This window comes from Novosphingobium sp. (genome assembly GCF_027486195.1).
Classification (GTDB): Bacteria; Pseudomonadota; Alphaproteobacteria; order Sphingomonadales; family Sphingomonadaceae; genus Novosphingobium.
The window spans coordinates 56,541-74,077 of record NZ_JAIXPP010000118.1 but is presented as its reverse complement, the minus strand read 5'-3'; the positions used below and the strand labels follow the sequence as shown (position 1 = coordinate 74,077).

Annotated in this window: 15 protein-coding genes; 9 read left to right on the top strand and 6 right to left on the bottom strand. The window is 65.4% G+C overall.

From position 1 onward, the window contains the following. The coding region (locus tag Q0071_RS20295) for an acyl-CoA dehydrogenase family protein (protein ID WP_298174038.1) at positions 1-932 on the bottom strand (932 nt) is incomplete at its 3' end. 19 nt (positions 933-951) lie between these two features. Next, on the bottom strand, positions 952-1,707 hold the full coding sequence (locus Q0071_RS20290) for a glucose 1-dehydrogenase (RefSeq protein WP_298174036.1): 756 nt from the start codon (positions 1,705-1,707) through the stop codon (positions 952-954). 338 nt (positions 1,708-2,045) lie between these two features. Here Q0071_RS20290 and Q0071_RS20285 point away from each other — a divergent pair, with 338 nt between their 5' ends. The 5 genes from Q0071_RS20285 to Q0071_RS20265 are packed head-to-tail and all read left to right on the top strand — an operon-like array spanning position 2,046 to position 8,408. Continuing rightward, on the top strand, positions 2,046-4,328 hold the full coding sequence (locus tag Q0071_RS20285) for a TonB-dependent receptor (protein ID WP_298174035.1): 2,283 nt from the start codon (positions 2,046-2,048) through the stop codon (positions 4,326-4,328). Between the two features lie 18 nt (positions 4,329-4,346). Then, a complete protein-coding gene (locus tag Q0071_RS20280) occupies positions 4,347-5,090 on the top strand; it encodes an SDR family oxidoreductase (RefSeq protein WP_298174033.1) in 744 nt (247 codons plus the stop codon). Then, entirely contained in the window at positions 5,078-6,106 is a 1,029-nt protein-coding gene (locus tag Q0071_RS20275; RefSeq protein ID WP_298174030.1) for a phosphotransferase family protein, read from the top strand. Before Q0071_RS20280 ends, Q0071_RS20275 begins: the two co-directional genes overlap by 13 nt. Further along, positions 5,989-7,749, top strand: a complete 1,761-nt coding sequence (locus tag Q0071_RS20270; RefSeq protein WP_366886860.1) for a long-chain fatty acid--CoA ligase — start codon at positions 5,989-5,991, stop codon at positions 7,747-7,749. The genes Q0071_RS20275 and Q0071_RS20270 overlap by 118 nt, the downstream gene beginning before the upstream one ends. Before the next feature lie 8 nt (positions 7,750-7,757). Continuing rightward, positions 7,758-8,408, top strand: coding sequence for a TetR/AcrR family transcriptional regulator (locus Q0071_RS20265; protein WP_298174028.1), 651 nt, complete (start codon positions 7,758-7,760; stop codon positions 8,406-8,408). A 21-nt stretch (positions 8,409-8,429) separates the two neighbouring features. Here Q0071_RS20265 and Q0071_RS20260 read toward each other — a convergent pair whose 3' ends face one another. Next, positions 8,430-8,822 carry an AraC family transcriptional regulator gene (locus Q0071_RS20260; protein ID WP_298174026.1) on the bottom strand — a complete coding sequence of 131 codons (393 nt, stop codon included), beginning with the start codon at positions 8,820-8,822 and terminating at the stop codon, positions 8,430-8,432. Positions 8,823-8,903: 81 nt separating this feature from the next. Between Q0071_RS20260 and Q0071_RS20255 the strand changes: the two genes are divergently transcribed. Together Q0071_RS20255 and Q0071_RS20250 are read left to right on the top strand one after the other, a co-directional pair. Beyond that, entirely contained in the window at positions 8,904-9,647 is a 744-nt protein-coding gene (locus Q0071_RS20255) for an SDR family oxidoreductase (protein ID WP_298174024.1), read from the top strand. A gap of 15 nt (positions 9,648-9,662) precedes the next feature. Continuing rightward, positions 9,663-10,139, top strand: a complete 477-nt coding sequence (locus tag Q0071_RS20250) for a nuclear transport factor 2 family protein (RefSeq protein WP_298174022.1) — start codon at positions 9,663-9,665, stop codon at positions 10,137-10,139. A 41-nt stretch (positions 10,140-10,180) separates the two neighbouring features. On the opposite strand, the gene Q0071_RS20245 is transcribed toward Q0071_RS20250, so the two are convergent. After that, positions 10,181-11,050 carry an oxidoreductase gene (locus tag Q0071_RS20245; RefSeq protein WP_298174020.1) on the bottom strand — a complete coding sequence of 290 codons (870 nt, stop codon included), beginning with the start codon at positions 11,048-11,050 and terminating at the stop codon, positions 10,181-10,183. A gap of 10 nt (positions 11,051-11,060) precedes the next feature. After that, a complete protein-coding gene (locus Q0071_RS20240; protein ID WP_298174018.1) occupies positions 11,061-12,065 on the bottom strand; it encodes a zinc-binding dehydrogenase in 1,005 nt (334 codons plus the stop codon). Positions 12,066-12,164: 99 nt separating this feature from the next. On the opposite strand from Q0071_RS20240, the gene Q0071_RS20235 reads away from it, so the two are divergent. Beyond that, on the top strand, positions 12,165-13,037 hold the full coding sequence (locus tag Q0071_RS20235; protein ID WP_298174016.1) for a LysR family transcriptional regulator: 873 nt from the start codon (positions 12,165-12,167) through the stop codon (positions 13,035-13,037). On the opposite strand, the gene Q0071_RS20230 is transcribed toward Q0071_RS20235, so the two are convergent. Then, positions 13,034-14,560, bottom strand: coding sequence for a carboxyl transferase domain-containing protein (locus Q0071_RS20230; protein WP_298174014.1), 1,527 nt, complete (start codon positions 14,558-14,560; stop codon positions 13,034-13,036). The genes Q0071_RS20235 and Q0071_RS20230 overlap by 4 nt on opposite strands. Before the next feature lie 511 nt (positions 14,561-15,071). Between Q0071_RS20230 and Q0071_RS20225 the strand changes: the two genes are divergently transcribed. Then, on the top strand, positions 15,072-17,531 hold the full coding sequence (locus Q0071_RS20225; protein ID WP_298174012.1) for a phage tail sheath subtilisin-like domain-containing protein: 2,460 nt from the start codon (positions 15,072-15,074) through the stop codon (positions 17,529-17,531). The last annotated feature ends 6 nt before the right edge of the window (positions 17,532-17,537 follow it).

Below are 17,537 nucleotides of genomic sequence, written 5' to 3'. Positions count from 1 at the left end.
TGGGTGATCTGGGTGTAGCTGTCGGCGATGCGCTCCTGCACCATCTGCTTGTCGGCCAGCCGCTCGCCCTTGGTCACGCGGCTGACGGCGCGCTCGCACATCATGTCGAGCGCCTTGTTCAGCATCCCCACCGTGCGCATGGCATGGTGGATGCGTCCGCCGCCGAGGCGCGACTGCGCGACGTTGAAGCCGCCGCCAACCGTGCCAAGCGTGTTGGCCAGCGGCACGCGGCACTGGTTGAAGCGCAAGTAGCCGTGCACCCCGCTGCCGATCTCGTCCTTGGGTCCGACAGCCGTGTTGCGCACGATCTCCAGCCCCGGCGCATCGCGCGGCACGATGATCGTGGAGGAACCCGCATGCACCGCCACATCGGGATCGGTGATGCACATCACGATGAGGAATTCCGACATGTCGGCGTGGCTGGCGAACCACTTCTCGCCCTCGATCACCCAGTCATCGCCGTCGGCGCGCGCGCGGCAGAGGAATTCGCCCGGATCGGCGCCCGCCTGCGGCTCGGTCATCGAGAAGCACGAGACGATATCGCCATCGAGCAGCGGCTGGAGATAGCGCGCTTTCTGTTCCTCGGTGCCGAAGCGCGCGAGGATTTCGGCGTTGCCCGTATCGGGCGCCTGCGTGCCGAACACGGTCGGCGCAAAGCGGCTGCGGCCGAGGATCTCGTTCATAAGACCGAGATGCAGCTGGCCATAGCCCTGTCCGCCAAGCTCGGGGCCGAGGTGACACGCCCACAGGCCCTTGTTCTTCACCACCTGCTGCAGCGGCTTCATGATCCGGCGCACCTTGGAACGCGGATCGAACGGATCGCCGGGGCCGCGGAACACAAGGTCCATCGGCTCGATCTCGCGCTTCACGAAATCGCGCATCCAGTCGAGCTTCTCGGCAAACTCGGGTTCGGTCGAAAAATCCCACGCCATCGCTTAAATGCTCACCTTCTTAGCAACCTGCATACCAGCCCCCATCGACCCACAGTTCCGCACCCGTGATGTAGCGCGCCTCGTCAGAGGCGAGGAACAGCGAGGCGTGGGCGATGTCCATCGGTTCGCCGACCACGCCCATGGGGATCGAAGCCTTGATCGCCGCGTCCTGCTCGGGCGTGATATCGCCCAGGATTGGCGTGCGGATCTGGCCGGGAAAAATCGTGTTCACGCGCACGCCCTGCTTCACGAACTCGAGCGCGGCGCCCTTGCCCATCACGCGCACGGCGGCCTTGGAGGCATGGTAGCTGATCGCGCCGGGGCTGCCGATGAGGCCGTAGAGCGAGGAAATGTTGACGATGGCGGAACCCGTACCAGCCTTCACCAGTTCGGGCGCGCCTGCCTTCATGCCGTAGAACACGCCGGTCTGGTTGACCGCGACCATCTTTGCCCAGCCTTCGGGCGTTTCATCGACGATTCCGCCGGGGTGGAAGATGCCGGCATTGTTCACCAGCGTGGTCAGCTTGCCGAAGGTTTCCACTGTCAGCGCCACGGCTGTTTGCCAGCTGGCAAGGTCGGTCACGTCGAGCCGGGTGAAAGCAGCCTTGCCGCCCGCATCCTTGATCTTGGCGACAACGCCCGCGCCCAGATCTTCCTGAAGGTCGCCGATCAGCACGCGCGCGCCTTCGCGGGCATAGAGCATGGCCTGGGCCTCGCCGAGTCCGCTCGCTCCGCCGGAAATGAGCGCCACCTTGCCCTCGAGCCTGCCGCTCATCGGACCTCTCCCTTGTTCGTTATGGCGCCTTGTGGACCACACTTACTAGTTTCAGACAAGCAAAATTTGAGACGCCCGAACGCGCACAGACCGGCACAATCCGCGCATGTTCCCCAAAAATGCTAGTCAATGTCAAAGCGCCGCGGATTCAAACGGGTACGCTCTCCGCAATATAACTTGTTTGGGTATAGCAAGTTTGGTAGATGCCCCGCAGGCAGCGAGGTCCGCTGTGCGACAGGACGGGGAATACCCTGCCCGCAAGCGCAGACCAAAAGGACGCCGCCGCTGAGGATAATGGGGCCACGCCGAAAGAGCGGGGCATGAGAGGGAGAGACGGGATGAGCATGTCGGTAAAGGCAATGCGCGCGCTTCTGGCGGCGTCCATTTCAGCCGCCGGACTGGTTGCGGGCGAAGTTCACGCCCAGCAGGCGGGTGCCAGCGACGCAAACACCAGCGAATCGAGTGAGGGGCTTGAAGCGATCGTGGTGACCGCGCGCAAGCGTACGGAAAACCTGCAAAGCGTGTCCTCCTCAATCAGCGCACTTGGCGCGACCGATCTGGCCAAGCGCTTCGATTCCGACGTCCGCGACTTTGCCAACTCCGCGCCCAACGTGCTGATCGACGATACCCAGCAAGGCCCGGGCGGCGTTGCTGCCATCTACATCCGCGGCATCGGCGTGGCCGACGTGGAGAAGTCGGTCGATCCCGCTGTCGGCGTGGTGATCGACGATATCTACCTCGGCCAGAGCTCGGGCAGCCTATTGAAGGCCATCGACGTCGACCGCGTCGAAGTGCTGCGCGGACCGCAGGGCACGCTGTTTGGCCGCAACGCCACCGGCGGCGTGATCAACCTCGCTCGCTCGCGCCCGACGCAGGAACTGACCGGCAAGGTGCGTGGCACCTACTCCAGCTTCGACACCTTCGATTTCCAGGGCGTCGTCAGCATGGGCCTTGCGCCCAATGTCGCCTTCAAGGTCTCCGGCGCCTACAACTCGTCCGACGGCTACATCTTCAACAAGACCTTCAACCAGCCCGGTCAGAAGTCCGATTTCCGCGCCATCGGCGGCCAGCTGCTGCTCACCCCCACCCCGGCGCTGGAAATCAGCCTGAGCTATGATCACCAGCTCACCCGGCAGGACCCGCCGCAGCTTTCGGCGCTGGCGAAACCGACCGACCTGTTCTGCGCGGCCTACAAGTATTGCTCGCCCAAGCCCGATCAGCCGATCACGGGTGACCGCTATGTCAGCGTCAGCAATGCCCCGGTCGACAAGAGCGCCCGCTTCCAGCTCGACATGGCGATCGGCAAACTGAAGTACGAGCTCGGCAGCAACCTCGATTTCGAGTATATCCTCGGGTACCTGAAGACCAAGGAATCGATCAATCAGGACTTCGATTCCACCCCGCAGACGCTATACCACACCGATCGTCCCGCCCGCTGGCGGCAGGTGACCAATGAGGCCCGCCTCATCATGGGGGGCAATGGCCCGCTCACCTTCGTGCTCGGCGGTTACCAGTGGTTCTCCAAGTACACGATCAACCTCAAGAACTATATCGGCTTTGCCGGCCCGCCGCTGCTCACCAGCGCGCAGGACGTGACGCAGACGACCAAATCGTGGGCCGGTTACTTCGAAGGCGACTACAAGTTCACCGACAAGCTCAAGCTCACCGTCGGCGGGCGCTACACCCATGACACCAAGACCACGCAGGTGAACGACAAGACGATCTTCATCTACGGCACGCTGGAAGAGAAGAACCCGATCGTCACGCTCCCGCCGGTGGCCGGGGTCAACATCGTGATGCCGACACCGATCCAGGCGAGCTGGTCGAAGTTCACCCCCAAGGTCAGCCTCAGCTACAACTTCACGCCTGAAGTCATGACTTACGCGCTGTGGTCGCGCGGCTATCGCGGCGGCGGGTTCAACGGCCGCCCCGCCACGATCGGCGCTGCCACCACGCCCTATAACCCCGAAACGCTCGACAACTACGAGCTGGGCTTCAAGACCCAGTTCCTGAATGACCGGGTCCGCCTCAACGGCGCGTTCTACATGATGAAGTACAAGGACATGCAGCAGGATCTCGACGTGCCGGCCCCCGGCACCTCGACAGGGCGCGAAAACCGTACGATCAATGCCTCCAAGGCCGATCTCAAGGGCGTCGAGCTGGATCTGACCGCGCGGGTCACCTCCAACTTCACCATCGGCGGCAACCTTGGGTACCTCGATGCCAAGTACAAGGACTTCTTCGGGGACATCTACAGCACCGGCACGCCGGTCGATGCGACGTTCCTCAAGATCCGCCGCGCGCCGAAGTGGACCTGGGATCTGCGCGCATCCTATGAAAACAATGTCGGCCCCGGCACGCTGATGGTGAATGCAGAACTGCACCACATCGGCGCGCACGAGCTGACCTTCCTCAACAACCCCAACTTGCGCAACGGCGGGCAGAACATGCTCGACGCCTCGATCAGCTACAAGATCAACAAGACCATGATCAGCGTCTTCGGCAAGAACCTGATCGACGAGAACGGCTGGACCATCGGCTACGATGTTCAGGGCGTCTGGAGCTACGGCGCCGCGCGTCCGCCGCGTTCGTGGGGCGTTGCCGTGACGCAGACGTTCTGATTCGGAGCAGCAGGCAACATGGTTGAGGTTCCTGCACCCACCGGGCCAGAAGCCCGCCGCTGGCTGGTGACCGGGGCATCGCGCGGCATCGGCCACGCGGTTGCCGCGCTCGCTGCCAGCCGGGGCGAGCGGGTCTGCATCGTCGGCCGCGATCGTGGCATTGCCGGGATCGCGGCGGCGATCGGCGGAGACGTCTTCGGCATTTCCGCAGACGTCACCAAGGCTGAAGACGTCGCGCGTATTGCCGCCGAGGTCGATGCGCGGTGGGGCGGGCTCGATGTGCTTGTCAACAATGCCGGGCTGCACCGCGGCGGCGGGCTCGACCGGATCGCGGATGAGGACTGGGAAGCGACGCTCGCCACCAATCTCACCGCCCCGATGCGGATGATCCGTGCGCTGGCCGGGCTGATGCCCGCAGGCGGATCGGTGGTGAACGTGGGCGCGGTGGTCGGCTTCAGAGGGTTCCCGGGCGATAGTTGCTACGGGGCTTCCAAGGCCGGCCTGACGGGCCTTACGCGCGTGCTTGCCGTGGAGCTCGCGCGGCGGCAGATCCGGGTCAACATGGTCGTGCCCGGCTTCGTCATGACCGAGATGACCGCGACCATTTCCGAGCGCGCGCGCAAGGCCATCATCAGCCGCATTCCGCTCCAGCGCATGGGCACGGTCGAGGAAATGGCCGATGTGTGCTGGTGGGTCGCGAACGCACCTTACATGACCGGGTCCGTCGTGTTCACCGACGGAGGCCTGATGTGCAACCTGTAGACGCCGAAAGGCGCCTGCAGGCATGGCTGGAAGAGGCGACCGGACGTAGGGATATCGCGCCTGGTCCGGTGCTCGCCGGCGGCAATTCCAATGTCACTCGCCTGATCGAAAGCCGCGAAGGCCGGCTCGTGTTGCGCCATCCGCCGGTCAACGTGATCTCGGACAAGGCCGCTGCCGGGATCGAGCGCGAGTACCGCGTCATCTCCGCGCTGACAGGGCTTGCGCCCGTACCCAAAGCGGTGGCGTGGTGCGGCGATCCCGCGATCATCGGCCAGCCGTTCGCGGTCACCGAATGGGTGGAAGGCGTCGCGCTCACCGAGCACCTCCCCGCCGGCTGGCCCGATACCGACGAGACGGTGAACCGGCTCGGCCTCGCCATGGTCGAAGGCATTGGCCGCGTCCATGCGGTAGATTGGCGCACCATTCTCCCGCCCGATTTCGCGCGGCCCGAAGGCTTCGTGCAGCGGCAGGTCGAACGCTGGCTCAAGGTGCGCGCGGCGGACCGCGTGCGCGATCTTCCGCTGATGGAGGAGATTGGCGCATGGCTGCTCGCCAACCAGCCCGCCAGAGGCAAGGAGAGCGTGATCCATTGCGACTACCACCTCGACAATTGCCTCGTCGCGCCTGACCGGCCCGAGCTGCGCCTCATCCTCGATTGGGAGATGGCGACCTTGGGCGATCCGCTCGTCGATCTCGGGCTCTGCCTGTTCTTCTGGCAGCGCGACCCTGAGGCCGAGCGCGGCTTTCCTTTCGTGCAGGGCCTGACCAACCGGCCGGGCGCCCTCCCCGCGCGCGCACTGGCCGAGCATTGGTCCGCCGTAACGGGCTTCGACCACGACCACATCGACTACTACATCGTGTTCGCCGCATGGCGCCTTGCCGCCATCGTCGAAGGGGCATGGGTGCTCCACGCGGGCGGCAAGGTCGACACCGCCTATTCGCGCGGCCTCGAACGCGATGTGCCCGCCCTGCTCCGCGAAGCGGCGGCGATCCTCGAACAGGGGAAAGTGCGGTGAAGGCAACGATGATGGATCATCCGCTTTCAACGCAGATGATCTTCGATCGCGGCGAACGACTGTTCGGCCAGAGCCGCGTGGTTTCCTTCGACGGCACCGCCACCCGGACGCGCAGCTTTGCCGAAACCGCCGCCCGCGCGCGCCATCTGGCCGGAGCGCTGGCGGCGCTGGGTCTGCCAACTGGCGAGCCAGTCGCGACCTATTGCTGGAACTCGCCCGCACACCTCGAAGCCTATCTCGCGGTCCCGGCCATGGGCGCGGTGCTCCATACGCTCAATGTACGGCTGCCGGCGGAGCAGATCCGCTACATCATGAACCACGCCGCAGACCGCGCGCTGCTGGTCGATGCGGTGCTGCTTGATGCCGTCGCGCCGGTACTCGGCGAATGCCCGGCGCTCGGCCATGTCATCGTCATCGGCGATGCCCCGGCGCGCATCGAAGGATTTGCCGGCCAGATTCACACCTATGAGGACCTGATCGCCAACGCCGCGCCGATGCGGGCATGGCCGCAGCTTGTCGAGACCGACGCGGCGGCGATCTGCTACACATCGGGCACCACCGGCCTGCCCAAGGGCGTCGCCTATTCGCACCGCTCGGTCTGGCTCCACAGCCTTGCCTCGATGGCGGCGGATACCTTCGCGATTTCCAACCGCGACCGCATCCTGATGGTCCCGCCGATGTTCCATGCCAATGCCTGGGGCATGCCCTATTCGGGCTGGCTTGCGGGCAGCGACCTGATCCTGCCCGGCCCGCACCTCCAGAGCGCGCATCTTGCCCGCCTCATCGCGCAGGAGCGCCCGACCTTGATGGCCGCGGTGCCCACGATCCTCAACGATCTGCTTCAGGCCCACGCCAAAGCGCCGCTTGACCTGTCCTCGTTCCGCACCATTGTCTCGGGCGGCTCGGCGGTCTCGGCCAGCCTGATCGAGCGGGTGAAGGCGGCATGGGGCGTGGATGTCGTGCAAGGCTGGGGCATGACCGAGACGAGCCCGATGTGCGTCCTCTCGTTCCCCCCGCGCGAAACCGGCCCTGAGGGCGAGACCCCATGGCGTGCAAAGGCCGGGCGGCCCGTCCCCGGCATGCATGTGCGGATCGTAGATGACGAAGACCGCCCGCTTCCCGAAGACGGCAAGGCCATGGGTCACCTTCAACTGCGCGGACCATGGGTGACCGGCGGCTATCTGCACGAGGCGCCGGAGGATACCCGCCTCACCGCCGATGGCTGGCTGCGGACCGGCGATGTCGGCCGGATCGATGCGCTCGGCTTTGTCGAGGTGACGGACCGCGCCAAGGACCTCATCAAGTCGGGCGGTGAGTGGATTTCCTCGGCCGATCTCGAGAATGCGATCGCCGCGCTCCCCGGGGTGGCCGAGGCCGCCGTCTTCGCGATCCCCGATCCGCGCTGGGAGGAACGCCCGCTTGCGGTCGTGGTTGCCGATGCCGGTGCGCAAGTTGTCCCCGCCGCATTGCGTGCAGGCCTCAGGGAGCGGTTTGCCAGATTCATGATACCCGAGTATTGGGCACATGCGGACTTCATCCCGAGGACCAGTGTCGGCAAGTTCGACAAGAAGACACTCAGGGAGCAGTTCGAAGCCGGAGGGATGACTGTCATCGTGGAAACTGGGTTCACCTCCGGAGACTAGGTTTGAACGTGAATATCTCCCCTCCCGGCGAACTTCCGGTCGAGCGCCCGAGGCTGACCCAGGGCGAACGCACTGCGCTTTCGGACGCGCGCATGTTCGAGGCGGCCATGCACCTCATCTGCGAGCATGGCACGCACAACACCACGCTCAAGGAAGTGGGCGAACGCGCCGGCTACAGCCGCGGCCTTGCCAGCAATCGCTTCGGCTCGAAGGAAACGCTGTTCGGCTTCCTGGTGCGGGACTTCAACGAGAAGTGGGCGGCAGAGCTGCGCCGCTTCGTCGGCAAGAACACCGGGCTAGCTGCCATCGAAGGCGCGCTCGATGCGGTGGAGTTCTTCCTGCTCAACCGCACCAAGCAGATGCAGGCGATGTATATTCTGTGGTTTGAATCGATCAGCAGCTACCCGCTGGTTCGCCGCCGCCTTGCCGCCAATCACATCGCCTATCGCAAGGATACGGCGCGCTGGCTGGCGCAGGCGATCAGCGATGGTGAAGTGCGCCCCGGCGTCGATCCGGAAAGCTTCGCGGTGGAATTCAGCGCGTTCATCTTCGGCCTTGTCTACCAGTGGCTGGCCAATCCTTCCGCGATCAACCTGCACACCCTCATGCAGCACTACCGCGACAACACGATCAGCATGCTGCGGCGAACCACGAGCTGACGGAAGAGGCGCGGCTGGAAATCATGCGCCAAGCAACGCCCGCCGGATGCGGTTGCGGTCCTTGGCGGGCGGGAGGCCAAAGAACCGCGCATAGTCGCGGGTGAACTGCGCAACGCTGTCAAAACCAACCGCGTGGCCAGCCTCGGCCACGCTACCGCCTGCTCTGATTAGCACCGAGCGCGCATGCAGCAGGCGCAGCCGCTTCTGGAACTGGACAGGACTCAACCCCGTCGCTGCCTTGAACTGGCGGTGAAACGCGGACTTGCTGAGCGCGGCGATGTCCGCCAGCTCCGCGACCGCGATGGGCCGCGCGAAATGGCGGCAGATGTATGCGATCGCGCGGCCGATGCGCGCTTGCATCGGATCGGGGACGAGCGCGATGGCTTGCCGGCCATCTGAGGCACGATCGTGCAAATCCCGAGCAGGATCGCACAAAGACAGGTTCATGGCCGGCCGGGTACTGACCAGCGACAGACAATCGCTGGAGGAATCCCCATGCAGACCGTTATCATCACAGGCGCCAGTCGCGGCATTGGCCGCGATATTGCCCGCGCCTGCGCCGCGAAAGGGATGGCCGTCATCGCCACCTACCGCACTGGCAAGGACGAAGCCCAGGCCCTCGTGCGGCAGATCGCAGAGGACGGCGGTGAAGCAGCCGCGCTCTATCTTGATGTGGCACGCAGCGATACCTTCGCCGCGTTTCGTGATGAAGTGCGCAGCCTGCTCGCCGATCGCTGGGGCGCCGGTGCCCTCGGCGCGCTGGTCAACAATGCCGGTGAAGGCGGATTCGAGCCGATCGAAACCTTCAGCGAGAAGGCGTTCGATGCGCTCTACCGCGTCCACCTCAAAGGTCCGTTCTTCCTGACCCAGGCGTTGCTGCCGCTCTTTGCCCACGGCGGTTCGATCGTGAACATCGGCAGCGCGACCACCCGCGTCGCCAGCGTGGGCGTCGCGCCCTATGCCGCGTTCAAGGGCGGGCTGGAGACGCTCACCCGCTACATGGCCAAGGAGTTTGGCCCGCGCGGCATCCGCGTCAACACCGTCGCGCCCGGTGCCGTGCACACCGGGCTGGCGGGCGGCATTCCTGCCGAGTTCGTGACGATGGTCGAGCGCGAGACCGCGCATGCCCGGGTCGGCGAAGTGGAGGACATTTCGGGCGTGGTTGCCGCGCTGCTCGGGCCGGAAATGGCCTGGGTCAACGCCCAGCGCATCGAAGTCTCGGGCGGCTACTTCATCTAGGCAGGAGCAACGCACATGGACGACACCACCCTTATCAACAATGTGCTCGGGCTGTACGCACGCGCGCATGATGCCCGCGATGCAGATGCCATGGCCGATCTGTTCGCTGGAGATGCCACAATCGAGATATTCAACGCGGCCGGCGATGAACTGACGCCGATCGGTACACTGCAAGGAAGGCGGGCGATCCACGGTGCTGTCGGACAGATGATGCTGCCGCACGGCCATGGAGAGTGGAGTCAGAACATCATTTCTGCGCCGATCATCACGATCACCGGCGATGTCGCAATCGTCGACGCCCAGTTCATGGTCTTCGCCATTGCCGCAACACAAGAGCCCGCAGACGGCTGGCCGCAGGGCACGTTCGGCGCGCAGGGCACGATCACGCCAATCGAGGCCGGTACGTACTTCCCCAGGCTCGAGCGGCGCGAGGGCCGCTGGCTGATCAGCGCGATGCGGATCGTGCACCGCTTGCCCATGGCTTTCGCCTGAGCAAGCGGCAGCACTTGCCAAGGGCTGAAATGGCCCCCGGCTCATAGCGTCGGACCATCAAACGCGGTCTCTTCCGAGCGTGACCGCCAAGGCGCGATATCGGCCGCAACCATCGCCAGCTTGCGATCGATCCGCACCAGCGCATCGCGCCCCAGTGGCAGGCGCAGCGGGGGTGCTTCGGCCAGAATGGCCTGCATCAGCAGCGCCATGCCGCGTGCCGGATCGCCGGGCTGCGCGCCGTTGTTGGCGGCGCTGAAATCGCGGGTCGCGCCGCTGGTCGGCTCATAGGCAGCCAGGCGCGTCGCCCCAGCGGTGATCGAGCGGCCCAGAAACGCCGTGCGGAACGCGCCGGGCTCGACGATGATCACCTTGATCCCGAACGGCGCGACTTCCTCCGCAAGCGCTTCGGATAGGCCTTCGACCGCAAACTTGCTGGCATTATAGAGGCCGAAACCCTGCCGGCCGGTGAAGCCGCCGACCGACGACAGGTTCACGATCCGGCCGCCCCCACTGCGCCGCATCAGCGGCAGCGCGGCGCGGGTCGTCTCGATCAGGCCGAACAGGTTGGTCTCGAACATCGGGCGATATTCGTGCGGCTCCAGTTCCTCAACCGCGCCGATCAGGCCGAAACCGGCGTTGTTGACCAGCACGTCGAGCCGCCCGAACCGTTCCTCGATGGCGGCGACAGCAGCGGCCGGGCCATGGCGGTCGGTCACATCCAGTCCAAAGGGCATGAGGTGCTGCGGATAGCGCTCGCCAAGGTCGGCCAGCGCGGCGGGATTGCGGACGGCGGCGACAACGGCATCGCCGCGTGCCAGCGCCAGTTCGGCAAGGATCCGGCCAAAACCGGAGGAGGCGCCGGTTATGAGCCAGACTTTACCGGAGTTGGGGGCTTGGTTTGAAGTGGTCATGGTCTCTTCCTCAATCGATCGAGATGGCAATCTTGCCGCGCTGGCGTTCGGCGCCATTGCGCCCCAGCACGGCGTCGTAGGCAGCAGCCGCTTCGGCCAGCGTGAAGCTGCGCGGATCAAGCCGGGGAAGCAGTTGCCCGCCTTCGGCCAAGGCAGCGGCGGCTTCCAGAATCTTGCCGAAATGGGCGCGGCCTTCATCCGCCAGCAGCGCGTGGAGCGTGAAGACGCCCGAATAGGTCGCCTGCTTGAACGAAAGCGGCGCCAGCGGATGCGTGCCCCAGCCGAGGCAGCTGACCACATGGCCCAGCCGCCGCACCGCCTTGAACGCGGCATCGAGCAGCGCCCCACCGCCGGTATCATAGACGACATCGAAGCCCGCGCCGCCGGTGTGCTCGGCAACAAAGTCCTCGACCGGCTGCTCCGCGTCGATCGGCACCGCGCCGAGGCCCCGCAGATACTCGTGATCATGGCGGAACGCAGTGGCATAGACTTTCGCGCCGTGGGCCAGCGCGATCTGCACTGCGACATGGCCAACCCCACCAGCACCGCCCAGCACGAGCACCGTCTGCCCCGGGCGGATCCCGGCCCGGTCGATCAGGCCTTCCCAGGCAGTGATCACCACCAGCGGCAGCACCGCCGCCTCGCGCATTGTCAGATTGGCGGGCTTGTGCGCCAGCAGCCGCGCATCGGCCGCGACATACTGGGCCTGCGAGCCCTGCATCCCGGCCACTCCGCCGGTGAAGCCGTAGACTTCGTCGCCGGGCGCAAAGCCCGAAACGCCGCTGCCAACCTTTTCGACCACCCCGGCAAGGTCCATGCCGAGCACGGCGGGCAAGGCCTGACGGGCGTGGGCGGCCTGCCCGGCGCGGATCTTGGCATCGAGCGGATTGGTGCCGCTGGCCTGCACGCGCACCAGCACTTGTCGGCTGGCCGGAACCGGGCGGGCAATTTCGCGGATGATGAAGGGACCATCGGCGGTTTCGACGATGGCAGCGAGCATGGTATTGTGGGACATGGTCTTTCTCCTCGTGATGGCCCGAGGATGACCGGTTCAGCCTTGAACTGAAATCCAAATGAATGCATGATATTCATTCAATTTTGAATGGATCAGGCGATGCCGACACCCCCTCTCGAATGGAGCGATCTGCCGGTGTTCCTCGCCATCGCGCGCGAGGGTACGCTTGGCCGCGCCGCGCGCCGGATCGGGCAATCGCAGCCCACGATGGGGCGGCGGCTGCGCGCGCTTGAGGAAGCGATCGGTCTCACGCTGTTCCAGCGCAGCAGCGATGGCTTCGTCCTCACCGACGACGGCGAGGTCATGCTGCGCCACGCCGAGCGGATGGAGGCCGAAGCGCAAGCGCTGGCGCGCGAACTGGCGGGGAGCGAAGCGGGGCTGGAGGGCATGTTGCGGCTGACCTGCTCCGACTGGTTCGGGCGGATCGTGCTCGCGCCCGTGCTCGCGGAATTCCACCGGCGGCATCCGGGCGTCGTGGTCGAAACGCTCACGGATGCGCGGGTCTACAGCCTTGCTCGGCGCGAGGCCGATCTGGTCTTCCGTATCACCGGGTTCGACGAGCCGGAGGTGATCGCACGGCGGCTGATAACGATGCCCTATGCCGTCTATACGCAAGCCGGCAGCGCAAAGCCCGTGGCGGGCGATGGCAGGGCCTGGCCAGTGATCGTGATGGATACCGCCTTCAGCGCAATGCCCGATGTCGACTGGTTGATGCAGGCGCTGCCGGGCGCACAGATTGCCGCGCGGAGCAATAGCCGCGACATGCAGGCACAGCTCTGTGCGTTGGGCGTGGGGCTTGCCGTGTTGCCCATCCCCCTCGGGCAGGCCACGCCGGGGATCGAGGCTGTAGACCTGGGGTCCGTGCCGCCCTCGCGAGACACCTGGCTCGGCTATCACCGCGACATGAAACGCCAGCCGCGCCTGCGCGCGCTGCTGGATCTCGTGCTGGAGCGTCTAGCGACGCACCGCTAGCTTGCAGTGCCCAGTCTCGCCCATGCCAATTCGGCAAATTCGCACAGCAGCGGGCGGGTGTCGCGCGGATCGATGATGTCCTCCACGGCATAGCGCTCGGCGGTGCGGAACGGCGAGCGCACCCTGTTCAGGCGCTCGCGGATCGCGGCGAGATGCGCGGCCGGGTCCTCAGCCTGTTCGAGCTCGGACTTGTAGGCCACTTCGATCCCGCCCTCGATCGGCAAGCTGCCCCAGTCGCCCGAAGGCCAGGCGAAGCGGTACTGAAACTCGTCCGCATTGCTCATCGCGCTCCCCGCGATGCCATAGGCGCGCCGCACGATGACCGAAGCGAGCGGGACCGTCGCACGGTAGATCGCGTTCATCGCCTGCACGCCGTAGCGGATCGTACCGCTGGTTTCGGCGGCCAGGCCGATCATGAAACCGGGATTGTCGACGAGATGGACGATCGGCAGGCGGAACTGGTCTGCCAGCTTGACGAAGCGCTCGACCTTCTCGGATGTGCGGGCTTCCCACGATCCGCCGAGGAACGAGGGATCGCTGGCGAGCAGCGCCACCGGCCAGCCGTCGAACCGGGCAAAGGCAGTGATCGCGGCGCGGCCCCATTGGCGGCCCATTTCAAACACGCTGCCCTTGTCGGCCACGGCTTCGGCTACCTTGCGCATCGAATAGACCTGCCTGGAATCGCGCGGGACGGCAGAGAGGAGGAACTCCTCGCGGCGATCGATGCGGTCGCGCGGCTTGGTGCGCGGGGCAGGCTGGCCTACGCGGCTGGGCAGGTAGGAGAGGAAACGGCGGGCGCGCTGGAAGGCCTCGGCTTCGCTCGCCACTTCGTCATCCACCACGCCGTTGCGGGTGTGGATCGCGCTGCCGCCCAGACTTTCCTTGTCGCTCGCCTCGCCCAGCGCCTCGACCACTGCCGGCCCGGCTGCAAAGAGCTGCGAGAGCCCTTTCACCATCAGCGAGTAGTGGCTCGCCACCACGCGCGCCGCGCCCAGCCCCGCTGTCGGCCCGAGCGCGAGGGCAACCACGGGCACGGTATCGAGGTTGCGGATCACATCGGACCAGCCGGGGACCGCCGGCACGTATGTCGCGCCGATTTCCTCCAGCGTGCGCACCGAGCCGCCGCCGCCGGTTCCGTCGATCATGCGGATGATCGGGATGCCCAAGGTGTGGGCCATCTTTTCGCACTGCGTGAACTTGCGATGGATGGCAGCATCTGCAGCCCCGCCGCGCACGGTGAAATCATCGGCGGAGGCGACCACCGGGCGGCCTTCGATGTCGGCGCGGCCGAAGATCAGGTTAGAAGCGCTGAGGTCGGTCAGGTCGCCCGCAGCATTGTAGTGCCCCTTGCCGGCGATCTTGCCAATCTCGCGGAAGGACCCAGCGTCGACGAGCCCTGCGATCCGCGCCCGCGCATCAAGCTTGCCCCGCCCATGCTGGCGCGCGACCTTTTCGGCCCCGCCCATCTTCTCGGCCATGGCCTCGCGGCGGCGCAATTCATCGATTTCGGCTTGCCAGGTCATCGCTTGGTCTCTCCCGCCAAGCGATGTGGCATGTCCCGCGGCGACGGGAAAGGGGCACTGATCGATTCGAGTCGCCAGGTTACAAATGTGTAGTTTATTCAGAGTTAACCTATAGTATTCGCGGATAGACTGTGTTTTTTGCGCGACGATCTACAGTTGACACTCCTGCAAAGAATCACATATTTTGACACGGTTCGAATACGGGTCGAACAACGTTCCTTCGAGGGACGAAGCAAAAAACGCACATTTTCAGCGGTTTCGCCACATATTTCGCCAACGGGATCGCCGTATGTGACGGTTCCGGGGGTCGAGGCGTCTTGTCGGCGAATTTTATCTGATCGCCCCTATTTTGCCGGATTAGCACCGGTAATCAGCCCTTTTTACTCTCTAACAACATGCCTGTTGCTGGAGCTTACTGTCTCCTTTTGCTTCGACCGATCATCCATCGGCCGATAACCCTCGGGTGCGCCAGAAACGGTCAGCACCGCCCGGACTTGCAAGGAAGCGCGCCATGCCCGTCAGCCTCACCTATCCCGGTGTTTACGTTCAGGAAATTCCCAGCGGTGTCAGAACGATAACCGGCGTCGGCACGTCGATTGGCCTCTTTGTCGGGCGCGCGCTGAAAGGCCCGCTCTACGATCCGATCCAGTGCCTGAGCATCGAGGATTTCGAGCGTGCATTCACCAGCCAGAACGCTGGCGGCGATCTCGCCCGCGCCGTCCGGCTGTTTTTCCAGAACGGCGGAACCCAGTGCTACGTCTCGCGCATCGCCGACGAAATGGGCGCCAAGACGGTCAAGGCGGCCAAGGTCCAGCTGCTGACCGAAAGCAAGCTGCCGTCGCTCGATATCACCGCGCGGTCCCCCGGCGCGCTGGGCAACGATATCCGCATCGGCGTCAGCTATGGCACCGGCGATCCGGAGGCGACCTTCAACATGGAAGTGTTCCGCTGGGCCAGAAGCAGCACCGGCGCGGATACCAGGGTCGATGGCGAATACTACGTCGGCCTCAGCATGAACCCGGCTAGTCCGCGCTATGCAGCCGACATCCTGACGCAGCAATCGCAGCTCGTCACCGCGGTCGATTCCAGTGCTGCACCGGGCGGCCCCGGCTTCTCGCAAGGGGGGCGTCCCGTCGCTGCGGCATCGAACGCCATCCTGCGCAGCGAGCTCATCGCGCTGTTCGGCAAGACGGCATCCCGCACCAACTTTCAGTTCCGCATTTCGGTCGATGGCAGCCCGGCGCAGCTGGTCGATCTCGGCGATCTCGATTTCACCGTCGCCCCGCTGCTCAACCCCGCGACCATCCAGACGAACATCCGCACCGCGCTTGCCGCGCTCATCAACGCGCGGGTGAGCCCGTCAGTGGTGACGGTCACCCTGGAGACCGGACCTGCGGGGCAGACCGGCGAAAACAACCAGACGACCAAGCTGCTGCGCATCGCATCGGCCAATGGTGACGTGAAGATCTTCCCCGGCCCGAACCCGGCGACCGACATTGCCGCCGCGCTCATGCTGGGAACCGCGCAGGGCGGCGCGGAAGTATCGCGCTGGGCTGCCAGCCGGCCCGCGCCCAGCGGCATCGTGTTCGCACCCAACCACGCTGCCGGAACAAACGCGATCGCCTTTGCCGAACTCAAGCAGACCGGCGGCACCGCACTAGGCAAGATCACCATCGGCGGAGTCGACGTGCCGCTCGGCCCCTTGCTCGCGACCACGCCGACAGCCGTGGCGGCGCCGGCCTTGCCCATCGCCGATCCCCGCTTCTTCCAAGACCGCAACAGCGCCAAACCCGCCGCGCCCCCCGATCCGGTTTCGGACGGCGTACGCGAGAAGCTGGGGCTCATCGCCGCCGCCATCCAGGGCATGCGAGCGGCCAATCCCCTGTTCCCATGGACGGCAGAGGTCTGGGGTTCGCGTCTGGCGATCCTCCCCGTCAGCGGCCCAGACACCCTTTCGGCGGCCGTGACCACTTCGGGGACCGACATCGGCGCCAGCTTCAACCAGAACACCCGCTACTACAGCCTCGGCAGCGCAGGCGGCGCATTCCAGGCGGGCGTCGTTGCCGGTGTCAACGGCGGGCCGCCCAGCGCGGCGGACTACGAGCGCGCCTATCAGACGGCCGACCGCGAGATCGACTTGTTCAATCTGCTCGTGCTGCCGAAGGATTCGGGCCATTCCGATGCAACGACCCGCGCCCTGTGGGGGCCGGCCAGCATCTTCTGCCAGCGCCGCCGCGCGTTCCTGATCATGGATCCGCCGTCCGACTGGACCGATTCCCAGAAAGCCGCAGGACCGACGGTCGGCGTCGACACGCTGCGCATCGGCCTCGTCAAGGACTACGCGGCGGTGTTCTACCCGAACCTCAAGATCACCGAGGCGGGCAAGGACGTGTTCGTGGGGCCAAGCGGCGCGATCGCGGGCCTGATGGCGCGGATCGATGCCGCGCGCGGGGTGTGGAAAGCACCTGCGGGGACCGAGGCCGATCTGCGCGGGGTGACCGGGGTCCAGTACCGGTTCACCGATGGCGAAAACGGGGTGATGAACCCCAAGGGCATCAACACCATCCGCGTCTTCCCCAACGGTATCGTCAACTGGGGCGCCCGCACCATGGACGGCGACGATGGCTTCGCTTCCGAATACAAATACGTGCCGATCCGGCGGCTGGCGCTCTACATCGAGGAAAGCCTCTATCGCGGCGTCAAATGGGTCGTGTTCGAACCCAACGATGAATCGCTCTGGGCGCAGATCCGGCTGAACGTGGGCGCGTTCATGAACAACCTGTTCCGCCAGGGGGCCTTCCAGGGGCAGTCGCCCAAGGACGCCTACTTCGTGAAGTGCGATGCCAGCACCACCACCCAGAACGACCGGAACCTCGGCATCGTCAACATCGTCGTCGGTTTCGCCCCGCTGAAGCCTGCCGAGTTCGTCGTGCTCACGCTGCAGCAGATGGCCGGACAGATCCAAGTCTGACACCTT